The following is a 17,222-nucleotide window of genomic DNA, read 5'->3' as shown; positions in this document are numbered from 1 at the left end:
CTTTTCGCGGCAATATTACTCTTAGCAAGCCTTACTCTCTTCATTTGCATAGTTCAAGTATTTGCTTGATCGAACTACATACATACATGACCTCCGCCTTCGTTAAACAAACACCACTTGGCAAGTTCATAGCTGTATTTCCAACTAAAAATGCTGTTGGCTGTTCATTTTGCTTCTTATCCCAAATAGGGTATTGGCTAATCGAAGGGAACACAGGGCGAGTATCAACATTCTTCGTCTTAAGCTCCTGAATTAATTGATCCCTTGATATTGGAGCGTCTTTATCTAAACGTAAACTTGTCATCCAATATATACTGCGCGCGCCTTCAACTTCTTTATTCAAGTGAATATAGGGCACATTTGCCAAACCTTCCTGGTACCAATCAAATATTCTGCGCTTCATTTCAATCAGCTCATCAGCTCGCTCAAGCTGAGCTAAACCAATTGCAGCCTGAACATTTGACATTTTAAACTTAACACCTTTTTCATCGATCCAGAACGTACGAGAAGGATTACGGCCTTGATCCCAAATTTTTGTAGCTTTTTTATATAGCTCTTCATTGTCGGTAACCAGCATCCCTCCTTCACCAGTAACTAACAATTTCGCTCCTTGGAAACTAAACCCAGCAAAATCCCCAAAACTACCACAACGCTTACCTTGCCATTCTGCTCCTATTGCAGGGGCAGCATCTTCAACTATTTTTAAATTGTATTTTTTTGCTATTGCTTGAATTTTATCCATTCGTGCTGGATGCCCATACATATGAACAGGCATAATTGCTTTTGTTTTTGGGGTAATTAGCTTTTCTACGGAAGAAGCATCTAAATTCCATGAATCTAACTCCACATCAGCAAATATAGGCGTTGCCCCAACATAGCGCACAGCATTTGCTGTCGCCACCCAAGTTTGATCAGGAACAATCACCTCATCACCCTCACCGATGTCTAATGACATTAAGGCAATTTGCAATGCTCCAGTACAACTGGATGTCGCTAAAGCGTATTTAACACCAACATATTCGGCAAATTCTTGCTCGAACTTTGTTAAATACTTCGACCATTGAGAATTCCATCCGTTCATTGCTGCATCATAAGCGTAAACTCCTTCTTTTGCACTAATCGAAGGTCCAGCTGTCAGTATCATCGTTTTCCCGACATCTGCTACAGAAGGTTCATAAGCCATTTTCAAAAAGAACTTATCTGCTAATTCGCTACTTTCCACAGCATGATATGTAACAACACCTCCCTCCTGCTCTTTGGCAAGAGGGATTTTTTCCTGTTTTACGAAGCCATTACGCTCATAAAATGAGATTGCTCTATCGTTTTCATCCATTACGCGCAAAAAGAACCCACTAACATTAATAGTTTTTCTTGCCCACTCAATCATTGCATTCATTGCTAAGGAAAAAAAGTTTTTAGTGGGCAGATGATTCTCAGCACGAACTACATTATCAACCTCAAACAACATTTCGTTATTAAAACAAGAGTTAAAGCCCATATGCCCTAGCACTTTACCTTGGTTATCAACTACCAAAAATAAAATTCTATCTTCAACTTGCAACAACCCTTTTTCCAGCCAAATCCCTGTTCCTTCAGCCGTTGCTACAAATTGCGTTGGATACCCCCCAACGTTTTGGTTTCTCCATAATGCCAAATTCGAAATCAACTCATTGTCTTCTTTATGACATACACTTGCTGGTAACAAATACCCAAGATTTTCCACCTTAATCGCACGCAAATAAGCATCCTGAATACTCTCAGCACTTTTCATAAATGAAAAAATTTCTTTTACTGATTTTGTATAAACATCCACGCCACTCATTTAATGTTTTCCTTCGTTTAGTTCCCATTCGAGAATGATAGAAATAATATTCCCTTTTGATAAAGACGAGTACTCTCTCAAGAAAGCTTGAGTGCCTACGGTGGCAACATACGTATCATTTATAGCAAGAGGCTTAAATTTTTTAGGCAAAACCGATTTTGAAACAAATAGGCTTGAAAGCATAAAACTCAGACCATTCTCTTTATTGCCTTCTTCAAGAGTAATAATACCCTTTTTTGTTTTTACTTCATCAATAGCATTATCATGGTCATAAAATGGTTTTAGTGTAGGCAGGCTTATTACTTTTAAGCCTATATCATGATCGACTTTTAGCTCAATGGATGCCTTTACTGCTTCTTCAGCTATACCGCCAATCACAAAAACTGCATAATCAGCCCCATCAACTAGAGTTTTCATTTCACCAATTTCAAAAATATCAGACTCATCAGAGACTTCTGCCTTTGATTTATCAATTCTAAGATAACCAACGCCCGATCTTTTGGCCAATGCAAGGGTTGCATGCTTTGTTTGACTTGCTGTACATGGAGCTATAACTGTTACTCCAGGCAACGAGCGCATAATTGCGATATCTTCTGTGGCATGATGAGACATACCAAGTGAACCGTAACTAAAACCTCCACCCATCGCAATAATATTGATATTCAAATCATGATAACAAGCATCATTCCTAATTTGCTCCAAACACCTCAATGTGGGGAAGTTGCCTATAGAATAAAGAAATACGGTTTTCCCCTCCAGTGCTAAACCTGATGCTATCCCTATCATATTCTGCTCAGCGACACCTACATTTAAATACTGAAAAGGAAAACGACTTTCAAACTCCTCGAAAACTCCATAACCTAAATCGGCAGTCAACAACATAAAATTTTTATCTTCACTTGCCAAGTTATACAAAGCATCCATCAACGCATTTCTCATAAATTAGGCTCCTTGAAGCTCGTTAATTGCTTCTTCAAACAACTTGTCAGTTGGAGTTTTATAGTGCCAAGCCACATTATTTTCCATAAATGAAACCCCCTTACCCTTCGTTGTGTTCGCAATCAGCACCAAGGGCTTATTTACATCTTTCATAGATAGACATCTTCTAAGGTCTTCATGATCATGGCCATCTACTTCAAGCACTTTCCAGCCAAATACAGACAACTTGTCTGCAAGAGGTTCAAGTCCTAGCGTTTCTTCTGTTGTTTTCATGCTTTGTAAACGATTACGATCAATGATTGCCACTAAGTTATTTAACTTATGATGCGCTGCAAACATAAAAGCTTCCCAATTTGAACCTTCATTTAATTCGCCATCACTCATAAGCACGAAAATTCGGTGATCCTTATTGTCCAGCTTCGCACTATATGCCATGCCACAAGCAACAGGTAATCCATGCCCCAATGCTCCAGTCGATAACTCAACGCCAGGAATGCCTTTATGAGAAACATGACCGCTCATAATTGAACCGTTCTGACAATGCTCAAGCAGTTTTTCTTTTTCAAAAAAACCGACTTCGGCAAGAGCAGCATACACTCCTGCACCAGCATGTCCTTTACTTAGGATGAATCGATCACGATCAGCTAGCTTTGGGTTCTCAGGGGCATATTTCATAATGTTCCCGTATAAAACAGCCAAAATGTCAGCTATTGACAATACCGAACCAATATGCGAACTTCCTCCAGCATTGACCATTCGAACAGCATCAATCCGTATCTTTTTTGCTAACTGAATTGTATCTTTCATAGTTAAAATCCCATACCAAAAAATTCTTCAATTTTTTCAGCAATATAGTCCAAATGTTCTTTACCCAGGCCTGGATAAATACCCAACCATAAGGTTTGATTCATCGTGATGTCGGTATTGGTGAGGCCGCCCACAACACGGTATTCAACGCCTTCAAAATAAGGCTGTCGAATCAAATTTCCAGCGAAGAGTAAACGTGTACCAATTTTGCATTGATCAAGATATTTGGTTAAATCCACACGGTTAACACCTGCAGCTTCTTTTAAGGTAATTGGAAAACCAAACCAAGACGGTTTTGAATTCTCTGTTGGTTCAGTCAGTTCAATAAAGTCGGTCACTGAATTTAAACGACTCTTCAGGTAATCGAAATTGGCATTACGTTTTTCAATAAACTCAGGTAGGCGTTTCAACTGCGCTAAACCACACGCGGCTTGCATGTCAGTGATTTTTAGGTTGTAGCCTAAATGTGAGTAAGTGTACTTATGGTCATACCCTTCCGGTAAATCACCCAGCTTCATACTAAAGCGTGTACCACATGTATTGTCACACCCAGGCTTGCAATAGCAATCACGCCCCCAGTCACGAAAAGATTCTGCAATAATGGCTAATTGTGCATCATTGGTAAACACAGCACCTCCTTCGCCCATGGTCATGTGGTGTGCGGGATAAAAACTCAAAGTGGCAATATCACCCCAAGTGCCGACTTTTTTTCCGTCAAACTCTGCTCCAAGTGCATCACAACAATCTTCAATTAGCCATAAATGATGCTTTTCACAAATGGCTTTAATTTTCGCAAGATTGAACGGATTTCCTAAAGTATGTGCCAACATAATAGCTTTGGTTTTTGGCGTAATTGCCGCTTCAACCAAATCGGCATCGATATTATGCGTTTTCAAATCAACGTCAACAAACACAGGAACCGCACCAAATTGCACGATAGGATTCACAGTAGTCGGAAAACCTGCTGCCACGCCAATGACCTCATCCCCTTTTTTGATTGCACGCGGCCCTAACTTAGGAGACGTCAAAGCGCTAAAAGCAACCAAGTTTGCAGAGGAACCCGAGTTAACGGTAATTAAATGTTTAACACCGATAAACTCGGCAAGTTCTTTTTCAAACTGTTCGTTAAAACGCCCAGTGGTTAACCAACCGTCCAAGGAAGCCTCAACCATATATTGAAGCTCTGTTTCACCAATCACTTTACCTGATGGAGGTACAACCGATACTCCTGGTTCAAAAGGTTTTTCGTCATACTGCAACTCGGCATACTTTTTAACCAACTCGGAAATTTCTTGTCTAATCGATTTAGTAGTTTGCATTATTAAAATCTCTCATAAATTCATTAATTTCTTCCAGACACACTTGTTGTATATCCGCTTTATTTAGCCAAGCCTGGTGCCATTTAATAATTTTGGCAAGTGTTTGCTCTAAACGCCAAGTGGGGTGCCATTTAAGCCTCGCTTTGGCTTTAGAGACATCCAACTTTAAATAACCCGCTTCATGAGGATGAGCGTTTTTATCCAGTTCCCAACTTGCCCCCGGCCAGTTGGCGACCATGTGATTTAAAATCCAATCCACGGGTTTAGCGTCGTCTTCATAAGGGCCGAAGTTCCATCCTTCTGCAAAATCCGTTGGGGTTTGGTATAGATGTTGGGCTAAAACCAAATAACCGGAAAGCGGCTCAAGCACGTGTTGCCAAGGGCGTGTTGAAGCGGGATTGCGAATAACAACTGGCTGAGTTTTTTCAAACGCACGTAAAATATCTGGAACCAATCGATCATCCGCCCAGTCTCCACCACCAATCACATTACCCGCCCTGGCAGAAGCCAAACCAATACCTTGTTCTTGCATAAAGGAACGACGATAAGCGGAAGTGACGAGTTCTGCACAGCCTTTTGAACTGGAATAAGGATCATAACCGCCCATGGGCTCGTCTTCGCGATAACCCCACACCCATTCTCTGTTTTCGTAACATTTGTCTGTTGTGACACTGACAATGGATTTGAGGTTTGAACAACTTCGTGCCGTTTCTAAAACTTTTGCAGTCCCCATAACGTTGGTGTCATAAGTTTCTAACGGCTCTTTGTAGGACAAGCGAACTAAAGGCTGTGCTGCCATATGAATCAGAATATCTGGATTAAACTCCATCATGCTGGTTTTTAAGGTTTCAAAATCACGAATATCACCGATTTGTGATTCAATTTTTTCAGAAACATTGGCTTCTTCATACAAGCTAGGGTTTGTGGGCGGGTTAAGCGCATAGCCTTTTACGATGGCTCCCATATCCGCCAACCATAGCGATAGCCAACTGCCTTTAAAACCGGTGTGTCCGGTAAGGTAAACGCGCTTACCTTGCCAAAAACTTACGTCAATCATGGTTTATTCCCAATTTTTCCAAGGTGCTTTGCCGGATTGCCAGAGTTCTTCAAGATGGTTTTTATCACGCAAGGTATCCATTGGCTGCCAGAAACCATGATGCTCATAAGCCATCAACTCGCCATCTTCAGCCAAGCCCATTAGCGGTTGTTGCTCCCACACACATGCGTCTGAGTCAATTCGCTCTAAAACTTTCGGTGAGAGAACAAAAAAACCACCGTTAATCATGGCACCATCGCCTTTTGGCTTTTCTTTAAAGCTGTTTACTTTACCCGCTTGTATATCTAATGCACCAAACCGTCCAGGCGGGTAAGTCGCCGTAAGCGTGGCTTGCTTGCCGTGTTGCTTGTGAAATTCTATTGTTTTCGCAATGTCAATATCACCAACCCCATCGCCATAAGTAAAACAAAAGGCATCTTCATCTTTAATGTAATCAGCAACACGTCCCAATCGCCCTCCAGTCATGGATTCATCACCGGTATCCACCAAAGTTACCGTCCAGGGTTCGGCTCGTTTTTCATGCACATCCATGCGGTTTTCTTTCATGCAGAAAGTCACATCCGACTGGTGCAAGAAATAATTTGCAAAATACTCCTTAATGACATAGCCTTTATAGCCACAACAAATTACAAAGTCATGAATGCCATGTGAAGAGTACATTTTCATAATGTGCCAAAGAATGGGTTTCCCCCCAACTTCAACCATGGGTTTTGGACGATGTCCGGTTTCTTCACTTAGTCGGGTGCCGAGTCCTCCGGCAAGTATTACAGCTTTCATATTATTACTCTTCTATTTTCTTAACCTTTAAAAACTTTGCACAAAGGCGTCTGAATAAAACTGGTTTTCTGGCAAGCCTGCTTCTGTAAATAATTGCTTGGCTGATTTGATCATAGCGTTTGAACCGCAAGCATACACCGCACAATCCACCAGACCTGGTTGTTTTTGGATTGCGATATTTTGCAGATATCCGACCTCTCCCACCCAATTTTCGCTGGGTTTTGAGCAAACCTTTATAAAATCGACGTTAATTTTTTTAAATTCCGGTTGCCATACAAACTTTTCAGCGTAACGATTTCCCCAATAAACTGTTATAGGCTGGCATTGCTGGAAGTTTTCGTTTTCTTCTAAGTTATTTAGTATCGACATAATTGGTGCAATACCTGTACCTGTCGCTAAGAATAACAATGGTTTTGTATAATCACGCAAGAAAAATGTTCCTTTAGGCCCTTCAATTCTGAGCAAATCGTTTTCTTTGGCATGATTAAACCAATAGTCGCTCATTTTGCCATTTTCAAAACGTTTGATTAGCAAAGTAATTTCTTTTTGACTTGAAGTTGAAGCTATTGAATAGCTTCTACGGATTGAATTTTGGAGGACGTCTAAATATTGTCCTTCGAGAAATTTAAAATTAGCGGTCGGCGGTAGTCTTAAAATGACTTCGATAATATCGGCGGTATGCTTTTTAATTGTGTTAATTCTGGCTGGTAAAGTTTTGGTCTCAATACCATGAAGCGCACTTAAGTCCTCCGCATTAATTAAAACATTGGTTTTCGGTGCACAACAACAAGTAAGGATTTGATTGCTTTCTTTTTGAGAATCTGTCAGTGCAACCTGTGCCTGCAGCTCAATCACCTCCCCCTCTAACAAAAAAGTTTTACAAACCCCACACTGTCCTGTTTTACAGCTATACTCAAAAATGTAACCATTTTTTACAGCTGCATCCAAGATAGATACATCGCCGCCACACTCAAACTCCGGGCCTTGATTTGACTTAACCACGAACTCAGACATTATGCACTCCTAACCTGCCACGCTGATAACTTCCATCCTGAACATGTTGGCACCACAATTGATTGTTTAAGTACCATTGCACAGTTTTACGAATCCCAGATTCAAATGTTTCCAGTGGTGCCCACCCGAGTTCACGTTGAATCTTACTAGCATCAATTGCATAACGCATATCATGCCCAGGACGGTCGGTGACATAAGTAATCTGCTCGACATAAGAGCTTGTTTTCGGTTTGACTTCATCCAAAATGGCGCAAATGGTTTTCACCACTTCAATATTTTGCTTTTCATTATGCCCGCCGATATTATAGGTTTCACCGATGTCGCCTTGTGTTGCAACCAAAACCAAAGCTCGGGCATGATCTTCGACAAACAACCAGTCGCGAATTTGATTGCCCTTCCCATAAACAGGTAAATCCTTACCATCCAGTGCATTTAAAATAACCAACGGAATAAGTTTTTCCGGGAAATGGAACGGGCCGTAATTATTAGAACAGTTAGTTACGACAGTCGGCAAACCAAAGGTTCTTTGCCAAGCCCGGACAAGATGATCGCTACCGGCTTTCGAAGCTGAATAAGGTGAACTCGGCGCATAAGCTGTGGTTTCCGTAAACAAAGGTAATGCTTTGCTCTCGACGCCTCCTTGATCATCCGGATGCGGTAAATCCCCATACACTTCATCGGTTGAGATATGGTGAAAACGAAAACAGTCCTTTTTATCACCGTCAAGCTGAGACCAATAAGCTCTTGCCTGCTCTAACAAGGTATAGGTACCAACAATATTGGTATGAATGAAATCGCCCGGCCCATCAATCGAACGGTCGACATGGGACTCCGCAGCTAAATGCATGATAATATCCGGCTGATGCGTTTCAAAAACTTTTTTCAACGCCAAAGCATCACAAATATCGACTTGCTCAAAGGCGTATCTCGAACTATCGCTAACAGTTTTCAGGGATTCTAAATTACCAGCATAGGTGAGCTTATCTACATTAACAACAACATGCTGAGTATCATTAATTAAGTGACGTACAACTGCACTTCCAATGAATCCAGCACCACCTGTGACTAATATTGTTTTCATTGTTTTGGACGCCATCTTATTTTTCAAGTTCCTTTAAACAAGTTTTTAAGCCATCCCGCCAATAAGGAATTTCCAAGCCATATGACTGTTTAATTTTGGCTTTATTCATCAAGCTATAATATGGACGGGCTGCAGGCGTCGGATAGTCTTTTGTTTCAATTGGCCACACTTGGCAAGCATATTTTGAGAATTCAAAGATGGCCTTTGCAAAATCAAACCAACTACAAACGCCTTCATTTGAATAATGAAATATCTGCGACTCCACTTTAGTCTTTTGGAGAATTGGATGTGTCGCGATCTGTAAAATAGCATTTGCAAGATCCCTTGCATAAGTCGGGCTGCCAATCTGATCAAAGATAACATTGAGGTGCTCACGCTCTTTTCCCAAACGCAGCATGGTCTTGACAAAGTTATTTCCGAATTCCGAATACACCCAACTTGTACGGACCACAATTGCATTTTCAGGCATTTGTTTCAATAAAACCTGTTCACCCTTCAGCTTCGTAAAACCGTAAATATTTTGAGGATCCGTTTTGTCTGTTTCTTGATAAGGTCTATAAGCTCGACCATTGAAAACATAATCGGTGGAAACATGAATGATTTTTGCGCCTTGTCGCTTTGTCGCCATAGCCAGTTCTTTGAGCGCTTGATGATTAATCCTATTGGCGAGATCTTTTTCAGACTCGGCTTGATCGACGGCGGTATAGGCCGCACAGTTCAATAAAACATCAAACTCATAGCCCGACAAAACAGTTTGAATTGAGTTCAGTTGCGACAAGTCCAACTGACTCCGATCGAGAAAGACAAATGATAAATCCGAAAATTGGTTTTGTAGAACCTGCAGACTTTGCCCTAGCTGCCCATTTGAACCGGTTACCAGCACCTTAATCATAGTAATTGATTCCATATTCAAAACAACTTGCTAAATCCACCAGGCCTGGCTGTTTTTGATCCTTATCAGACAGCTTCAGTTCTTCGGCAAGTAACATCCAGTCAATATTCAACGCTGGATCATTGTAGGCTAGGCCCCGATCGCATTCAGGAGAATAGTAGTTATCCACCTTATAGGCAAAAATCGCCGTTTCACTCAGCACAACAAAGCCATGTGCAAACCCTCGTGGAATAAACAATTGGTGCTTGTTTTCATCACTCAAAACAGCCGTCACTACTTGCCCAAAAGTCGGGCTCCCCTTCCTAATATCAACCGCGACATCGAGCACTTCACCCTCGATCACACGCACTAGCTTGCTTTGTGCATAAGGCGGCAACTGAAAGTGCAGCCCTCTCAAAACGCCTTTTGTTGATTTGGATTCGTTATCTTGGCAAAAATGAACTCGATAACCAACGGCTTCCTCAAACTTGTCTTGACGAAATGTTTCTGAAAAATAGCCTCGGTGATCGCCGTGAACTTGAGGTTTAATTAAAACGACTTCGGGAATCGGTTGCTTAATAAATTGCATTAAACCCGCCCTTATTCCGCTCTTTTTAGGAGGTACTGCCCATATTGGTTTTTCTTTAACGGCTGGGCCAGATCAATTAACTGCTGTTTTGAAATATAGCCCATTTCATAAGCAATTTCTTCAATACAGGCCACTTTTAGCCCCTGGCGTTTTTCGATGGTTTCGATAAATTGCGAAGCCTCCAACAAACTTTCATGCGTTCCTGTATCCAACCAAGCATACCCCCTTCCCATGGTTTCTAACTTTAAACGGCGTTCTTCCAAGTACATTTGATTCACCGTGGTAATTTCTAACTCACCACGATGAGAAGGTTTCACTTGTTTTGCCTTTTGAACCACGTCATTTGGGTAAAAATAAAGCCCCGTGACGGCATAATTAGATTTTGGTACTTCCGGTTTTTCTTCCAAAGAAATGACGTTACCAGAATCGTCAAACTCCGCCACACCGTAACGCTCTGGGTCATGGACGTGATAACCAAAAACCGTTGCTTTAGAATCTTGCTTAGCGTTTTGTACTGCATTGCCAAGTGTTGTTGTCAGGTCGTGACCATAATAGATATTATCGCCCAACACCAAACAGGCATCATCACCACCAATAAAATCCTCACCCAAAATAAACGCTTGGGCTAATCCGTCCGGTGTCGGCTGTACAACGTACTCAAAACGCATCCCCAACTCCGTTCCATCGCCTAGTAACTTTTGAAAATTTTCTTGGTCTTCCGGCGTTGTAATAATCAATACCTCTTGAATACCGGCCAGCATCAAAACGGACAGAGGATAATACACCATCGGTTTGTCATAAATCGGAACTAACTGTTTTGAAACACCTTTTGTAATAGGGTACAGCCTTGTACCCGAACCACCTGCTAAAATAATACCTTTCATATTTCCTTAAACGACTTTTATTCTACTGTTACTGACTTTGCCAAATTTCTAGGCTGATCCACATCCGTGCCTTTAATCAACGCCACGTGATAGCTCAACAACTGCAATGGCACATTAAACGTGATTGGCGCGGTAATGCGCCCAACATTCGTCGTAGCCTTCACCACTTTCATATTCCCTTGAGAATCGACATCTGCTTGCTCATCTTCGAACACAATCATTTGTCCGCCACGCGCTTTGACTTCCTGAAGGTTGGATTTCAACTTTTCCAACAAGTCATCGTGAGGCGCAATCGCAATCACCGGAATGTGTTCGTCAATCAACGCTAAGGGGCCATGCTTTAACTCTCCGGCCGGATAAGCCTCTGCATGAATGTAACTGATTTCTTTTAATTTTAGAGCTCCCTCCATGGCGATGGGATACATAGTCCCTCGCCCTAGGAACAAAGCACTTTCTTTATCCGCAAAACCTTGCGCAATGGCCTTAATATCGTTTTCATGAGTCAATGCTTTTTGCAGCAGGCCTGGCAGTTTCTGCAACCCGTGAATGATTTTGCGTTCCTGGGTTTCAGACATCAAATGCAACGCTTTACCAAGCGCCGTCACCAGCAAAGACAAGGCGACTAATTGAGTTGTAAAAGCCTTAGTAGAGGCAACACCAATTTCCGGCCCGGCATGGGTTAAGAAGGTTAAATCAGATTCACGCGTCAGGCTGGATTCTGGCACATTACAGATCGACAAGGTGGCAATCGTCTTATCCCCTTTCAGGGCTTTGATTTGTTGAAGGGCAGCAAGGGTATCAGCGGTTTCACCGGACTGACTAATGGTCACAAAAAGCGTATGATCGAGTAGCACCGGATTGCGGTAACGATATTCACTGGCGACTTCCACCTGACACGGCAAACCGATAATGTCTTCAAACCAATATTTCGCGACCAAACCGGCATGATAGCTTGTACCACAGGCAATAATTTGCACCTGCCGAACCGTTTGAAAAATGGCTTCCGCATCGTGCCCAAAAGCCGAAACCAGCATATGGTTTTGCGTAATCCGCCCTTCTAATGTGTCGATTACCGCTTGGGGCTGCTCAAAAATTTCTTTGTGCATGTAGTGACGATGCTCTCCCAAATCCACGGAATGCATAGTCAAAGAAGACTGCTTGATTTCTCGAGCGACCTGATGACCATTCACATCATAAACATTGACACTTTCACGGGTAATTTCAGCGACATCCCCTTCTTCCAGAAAGATAAAGCTCTGCGTCACCGGTAATAAAGCAGACACATCCGAGGCAATAAAATGTTCTCCGATACCAACGCCAATCACTAAAGGACTTCCTTTGCGAGCTGCGATTAAAGTATTCGGATATTCAACCGACACTACCCCTAAGGCATAAGCGCCTTCAAAGTGGGTAATGGCTTTTTGCACGGCTTCAAGCAATGTTTGCGATGATTTCAATTGCTCGTGCACACAGTGCGCGACGACTTCCGTATCGGTATCGGAGGTAAAGCGATACCCTTCAGTCAGCTGATGCTTCTTAAGCGATTGATAATTTTCGATAATGCCGTTATGAACAACAGCGACTTGATTATTACAGATGTGAGGATGCGCGTTATTTTCGGCAGGAACACCATGCGTGGCCCAACGAGTATGCGCGATACCAATTTGACCGGAAAGAGGATGTTCGGCTTCTGCGATTTTCGCTTCTAGGCTTTTAATTTTACCCAGTGCACGAACGCGTTGAATAGTGTTTTCAGAATCCAAAACTGCGACACCGGAAGAATCATAACCACGATACTCCAGCCTTTTTAGACCTTCCAATAAAATCGGAACCAGATTCCGTTCGGCTATACCGCCCACAATTCCGCACATAAATTCGCTACTTTTTCTTTTTTATTTGCTCTAACAGGGTGTTACATTCACGTTTTTATTTAGTGGAACATAATACCTTATCCGAGCACTTTTATGGGCGATTTATGCGGTTTTTAACAGCTTCAATAAACATTTTTTATCCTAAAAGGTAATATGTTACACAGCTGTAAATAGTAAACAAAAATACGAAAAATTCTTATTCACCCTCTTTTGAAGAAAACATAAAGAAAAATACTAGTTTTTTAACTCTAAAACCGACTGATACACCACTTTCTTTTTCAAACCGTAAGCATCCGACACGATTTCCGAAATCTGTTTCACCGGCAACGATTGTCCCAGCAATATTTGAATCAAATTTTCCGCTTCCGCACTCAGCGCCGTGGCATCAACCTCCACCACGGCACAGCCCGACAAAATCAACACAAATTCACCACGAACTTTATCGGGATGTTGTTCAAAAAAGGATAAAACCGTTTCGACACCACCGGAAACAAATGTTTCGAACTGTTTCGTCAGCTCTTTGGCGACGACCATTTCCCGATCCGAACCAAACACCTCCTTGAAAGCCGCCAGGCTTTCCAACAACCGGTGCGGCGATTCATAAAACACCATGGTCCTCGGTTCGGCCAACAACGCTTCTAACGCGTGTAAACGCTTCTGTTTTTTCGCCGGCAAAAACCCTTCAAACGTAAATCGGTTAGTCGGCATCCCCGCCGCACTCAAGGCCGCAATCATCGCGGACGCTCCCGGTACTGGCTCCACTCGCACCTGCGCGTCACGCAATAAGCTCACCAAATGATACCCCGGGTCACTGATCAACGGTGTCCCGGCATCGGAAATCAACGCGCCTGTTTCGCCTTTTTCCAAGCGCGCCAGCAATTCGTCCCGCCGTTCCAGTTCGTTATGGTCATGCAAACTGATCAAAGGCTTATTCACGCCATAATGCTGCAACAGCTTTTTGGAATGGCGCGTATCCTCCGCCGCCACCCAATCGACGGCTTCCAACACCTCCAACGCGCGCAACGTAATATCCTTCAAATTCCCGATCGGCGTCGCAACAATGTAAAGGCACCCCGACATCGCATCCTGGGATTCTGTCATTTTTTCAGTCATTCATTATTTACCTGTTTCGCCGTGACGTCTGCCGAACACATAAGACTTCATCATTCAATCCTTTCGTGACGGTCATGACATTATCAATCTCAACGTAATCCGTTATAATGGTTGCAATATTTCATCGCGACCATTTCATACAGACATTTAACTTGGGCCATTCTAACCAAAATGCTTAAACAAATCGCTTTCATCTCCGTCCTTTTCTTCCCAGTTTTATGGCTGTCGAGCTGTAGCACGCCGTCCAAAAAAATCGAAACCGTCGAAAAGGTCATGACCGACCCGAAAAGCAGCGCCGCCGAAAAGCAAGCCATCCTGCTTGAACTGGAAGACGCGATTCGCGATGCCAAAAAGCGCCAGGCCTGGCCGGATTATATTCAATTGAGCCAGTCGCTATGGCAAAAAGTCGGCCCATCGGATCAACTCGCGATTGAATACCAAATCTGGTCCACCTTGAAACAACTGCCGCCGAAAACCCTGGCCCAGTTACAAGCTCAGGCGGAAACCGACCAAAACATTGAAATACTCGATTGGCTGGCGCTGGTCGAAGCCACGCAACAACGCCCGATTTGGCAAAAACAATCCTTGCGCGACCTGGCCGAATTCAATACCGGCGCGCTTTACAACGAGCATTTGCTGGCCCAATTGCAAACGCGTCTGGAACACCCGGTTCCCGTTAAACATGTTGCCGTGCTTCTGCCGTTCAGCGGGCAGTACGCCAATATCAGCGAACAGATTCGTGACGGCATCCTGAAAAACCACTTCGCGCACCAGCGCGACACCATCATTCGTTTTTACGACAGTTCGGATTTAAACAATCTCCAACAAATCTATTTAAACGCCGTTCACCAAGGTGCCGAATGGGTCATCGGCCCGCTCACCAAGGAAGCCGTGGAAATCTTAGCCGCTCTGAAACCAAACAACCTGATCGCCTTGAATCACGTCGACCAAAGCCACGTCAGACAATTCAATTTCAAATCGGAATCCGAAGCGTATCAAATCAACCAGAAACTGCAATATAACAATATGAAACGCATCGGCATCCTCACCAGCACGGCCAATTCCGACGCTGCCCTGGCATCGCAAATTGCCGGGCACTGGAAGCAAACCGACGGCAATGTCGCGGTGCTCAAAAGTTACCCGACCAAAAACCCGAATCTGCGTAAAGCCCTCGGCAGCGTCATCAACGAAACCAACAGTCAGGCTCGCAAAAACAACCTCTACTGGCTGTTCCGGGAAAAAATCGAATTCACGCCGCGTACCCGCCAAGACTTGGATGCCATCGTATTGGTCGGCAACACGCGCCGCCTGGGCGTTTTCAAACCTCAGTTCAAATTTTTCGAATTGGACCTGCCAATTTATGGCACCTCGAAAATCACCCCGGCTCAGCTGGATAAAACCCCGGCCAATCGCGACCTCAGTGATTTGATTTTCCCAACCATGCCCGCCGCGCTTAAACCGACGCCGCTCAACACACCGTTTGAAGCCTTCGGTTGGGACAGCCTGACCATTGTCATGAATCAAGACAACCTCGCGCCCGGCGTCTGTTTAAACAACGGCATGACGGGAAGACTCTCCATTCAGGAAAACGAAATCGACCACGACTATGTCTGGGGAAAATACAGTTCGGCCGGCCTGGCTGAAAAAGCGCCCGATATCCGACCGTCCAATACTCCGGAAACACCGCTGGAAGAAACCGGCTCCGACACATTGGAAACGGCACAGAACTGATGGGCTGGTTCAGCCAAAACAAAGGACGTCAAGCGGAACAAAGCGCCAAACATTGGCTGAACCAACACGGCATTCAAATCCTCGCCGAAAACCATCGCTGCAAAGGCGGTGAAATCGACCTCATTGGACTGGATACCGACAACACCTTGATTTTCATTGAGGTCAAAGCGCGCCAGAACGGCAATTATGGCCACGCCACCGAGTTTGTCGACACCCGAAAACAACAGCGCATCCGGCGCTGCGCCGAAGCCTTCCTGCTTCAACACAGCGATTACCAAAACCACGCCATGCGCTTTGACGTCCTCGCCTTTCACGACAACACGTCAGACGCGCCGGAATGGCTGCAAAACGCTTTTTAGCGCCGGCTTTTTGTAGAGCACGTTAGATTACTTCTCCACCACCAAACGCACAAAACGGTCATTGCGATAGCTCAAACGGTCCACCAGCTTGAAACCACCGAGTTCCAACATATACACTATGTCATCCGGGTGATAACGATTGTGCTCCTGAAAATGCTCGAACGCATCTTCCAAGTCCGCCACCGTGGTGTCATCACCCCAAACTTGGGTTTCGGTATAACGGTGCTCCAAATAGTCTTCGAGTGCAGTGAACAAAACGGTATGCTGCTTTAGAAGCGGCCCAAATTTCACAAGTCAAGGCAAGGTTTGCAGGTAATGGCTAGTCCTTGGCAAAAACCGTAACGCAGAATTGTGGGATTTGGGCGCTTCCCTTCGGGCGAGCCAGGAAAACGCTCTCTGCGTTGTTACGCCCCTTATAAAGGGCATGCCATTCACTGCGGCGCGTGCCTAGCAGAAAACATTTTCCTGACTCGCTAAAGTGCCATACCGTTTTGATCACTGCACTGGCGGCTGCCGCACCACATCCACCACACACAAACGACCGCCCGGTTTCAACCAATCGTAAGCCGCTTTGAACATCTTGATCGGCTGGGTCAATTCATGCACCACCATATTCGCCATCACCATCGACACGGAACCCGGCGCAATGTCCGCCTGCGGAAGATTCAAATCGTCTTGGACAATGCGGGCATTGTTCGGCAGCTCGACGGTATGCTCCAGCATATAAGGCGCCGCTTCCAATCCAATGACCGCCGAATCGGGATAACGCAACGCACAATCCCGCACGAACTGCCCGATGCCGGCGCCCATATCGACAATGCCATCGCCAGATTGATGGTTCGCGGCCACCGTCTCGCCCCAAAATTGCCAGAAGTCGCCATCATGACGTCGGTCATAACTGTTGGCAATGGCCTGCCGGGCTTGAGAACCATTACCACCATGATGTTTTAAAATTTGTTGTTGCGTTTTTTCAATGGACACACTCATC

At 44.0% G+C, this 17,222-nt stretch carries 17 protein-coding genes; 2 read left to right on the top strand and 15 right to left on the bottom strand.

Annotation, left to right across the window (positions count from 1 at the left end):
- Positions 1 to 40 precede the first annotated feature (40 nt).
- The 13 genes from AYJ59_RS04975 to rsmI all read right to left on the bottom strand — a co-directional run bounded on the left by AYJ59_RS04975 (position 41) and on the right by rsmI (position 14,132).
- Complete coding sequence (locus tag AYJ59_RS04975) at positions 41 to 1,822, bottom strand: aminotransferase class I/II-fold pyridoxal phosphate-dependent enzyme (protein ID WP_206197902.1); 1,782 nt, start codon at positions 1,820 to 1,822, stop codon at positions 41 to 43.
- A complete protein-coding gene (locus AYJ59_RS12940) occupies positions 1,823 to 2,761 on the bottom strand; it encodes a transketolase family protein (RefSeq protein ID WP_164730736.1) in 939 nt (312 codons plus the stop codon).
- A gap of 3 nt (positions 2,762 to 2,764) precedes the next feature.
- On the bottom strand, positions 2,765 to 3,568 hold the full coding sequence (locus AYJ59_RS04965; protein WP_127119421.1) for a transketolase: 804 nt from the start codon (positions 3,566 to 3,568) through the stop codon (positions 2,765 to 2,767).
- 2 nt (positions 3,569 to 3,570) lie between these two features.
- On the bottom strand, positions 3,571 to 4,887 hold the full coding sequence (rfbH, locus tag AYJ59_RS04960) for a lipopolysaccharide biosynthesis protein RfbH (protein WP_127119420.1): 1,317 nt from the start codon (positions 4,885 to 4,887) through the stop codon (positions 3,571 to 3,573).
- Positions 4,874 to 5,944, bottom strand: a complete 1,071-nt coding sequence (gene rfbG / locus AYJ59_RS04955; RefSeq protein ID WP_127119419.1) for a CDP-glucose 4,6-dehydratase — start codon at positions 5,942 to 5,944, stop codon at positions 4,874 to 4,876. Before rfbG ends, rfbH begins: the two co-directional genes overlap by 14 nt.
- Before the next feature lie 3 nt (positions 5,945 to 5,947).
- Positions 5,948 to 6,721 (bottom strand): glucose-1-phosphate cytidylyltransferase, encoded by a 774-nt coding sequence (gene rfbF, locus AYJ59_RS04950; protein WP_127119418.1) that lies wholly within the window; start codon positions 6,719 to 6,721, stop codon positions 5,948 to 5,950.
- 27 nt (positions 6,722 to 6,748) lie between these two features.
- On the bottom strand, positions 6,749 to 7,735 hold the full coding sequence (locus tag AYJ59_RS04945; RefSeq protein ID WP_127119417.1) for a 2Fe-2S iron-sulfur cluster-binding protein: 987 nt from the start codon (positions 7,733 to 7,735) through the stop codon (positions 6,749 to 6,751).
- A complete protein-coding gene (gene rfbB / locus AYJ59_RS04940; RefSeq protein ID WP_443080231.1) occupies positions 7,728 to 8,831 on the bottom strand; it encodes a dTDP-glucose 4,6-dehydratase in 1,104 nt (367 codons plus the stop codon). Before rfbB ends, AYJ59_RS04945 begins: the two co-directional genes overlap by 8 nt.
- A gap of 1 nt (position 8,832) precedes the next feature.
- Positions 8,833 to 9,708, bottom strand: a complete 876-nt coding sequence (gene rfbD / locus AYJ59_RS04935) for a dTDP-4-dehydrorhamnose reductase (protein WP_127119416.1) — start codon at positions 9,706 to 9,708, stop codon at positions 8,833 to 8,835.
- On the bottom strand, positions 9,701 to 10,276 hold the full coding sequence (gene rfbC / locus AYJ59_RS04930; RefSeq protein WP_127119415.1) for a dTDP-4-dehydrorhamnose 3,5-epimerase: 576 nt from the start codon (positions 10,274 to 10,276) through the stop codon (positions 9,701 to 9,703). Before rfbC ends, rfbD begins: the two co-directional genes overlap by 8 nt.
- Before the next feature lie 11 nt (positions 10,277 to 10,287).
- Positions 10,288 to 11,160, bottom strand: a complete 873-nt coding sequence (gene rfbA, locus AYJ59_RS04925) for a glucose-1-phosphate thymidylyltransferase RfbA (protein ID WP_127119414.1) — start codon at positions 11,158 to 11,160, stop codon at positions 10,288 to 10,290.
- A 17-nt stretch (positions 11,161 to 11,177) separates the two neighbouring features.
- On the bottom strand, positions 11,178 to 13,031 hold the full coding sequence (gene glmS, locus AYJ59_RS04920) for a glutamine--fructose-6-phosphate transaminase (isomerizing) (protein ID WP_127119413.1): 1,854 nt from the start codon (positions 13,029 to 13,031) through the stop codon (positions 11,178 to 11,180).
- Positions 13,032 to 13,265: 234 nt separating this feature from the next.
- A complete protein-coding gene (gene rsmI, locus AYJ59_RS04915; RefSeq protein ID WP_237260375.1) occupies positions 13,266 to 14,132 on the bottom strand; it encodes a 16S rRNA (cytidine(1402)-2'-O)-methyltransferase in 867 nt (288 codons plus the stop codon).
- 183 nt (positions 14,133 to 14,315) lie between these two features.
- Here rsmI and AYJ59_RS04910 point away from each other — a divergent pair, with 183 nt between their 5' ends.
- The gene (locus tag AYJ59_RS04910) at positions 14,316 to 15,875 is read left to right on the top strand and encodes a penicillin-binding protein activator (protein ID WP_127119411.1); all 1,560 of its coding nucleotides are present in this window, start codon (positions 14,316 to 14,318) and stop codon (positions 15,873 to 15,875) included.
- Positions 15,875 to 16,234, top strand: a complete 360-nt coding sequence (locus AYJ59_RS04905) for a YraN family protein (protein WP_127119410.1) — start codon at positions 15,875 to 15,877, stop codon at positions 16,232 to 16,234. Before AYJ59_RS04910 ends, AYJ59_RS04905 begins: the two co-directional genes overlap by 1 nt.
- 27 nt (positions 16,235 to 16,261) lie before the next feature.
- On the opposite strand, the gene AYJ59_RS04900 is transcribed toward AYJ59_RS04905, so the two are convergent.
- Positions 16,262 to 16,489: a hypothetical protein gene (locus AYJ59_RS04900; protein ID WP_192893977.1), complete on the bottom strand. Its 228-nt coding sequence runs from the start codon at positions 16,487 to 16,489 to the stop codon at positions 16,262 to 16,264.
- A 240-nt stretch (positions 16,490 to 16,729) separates the two neighbouring features.
- The gene (locus AYJ59_RS04895) at positions 16,730 to 17,221 is read right to left on the bottom strand and encodes a class I SAM-dependent methyltransferase (protein WP_127119409.1); all 492 of its coding nucleotides are present in this window, start codon (positions 17,219 to 17,221) and stop codon (positions 16,730 to 16,732) included.
- Position 17,222 lies beyond the last annotated feature (1 nt).

The organism is Thiomicrospira sp. S5 (assembly GCF_003991075.1).
GTDB lineage: Bacteria > Pseudomonadota > Gammaproteobacteria > Thiomicrospirales > Thiomicrospiraceae > Hydrogenovibrio > Hydrogenovibrio thermophilus.
The sequence above is the reverse complement of the archived record's forward strand: the minus strand, read 5'-3'. Positions and strand labels throughout refer to the sequence as shown.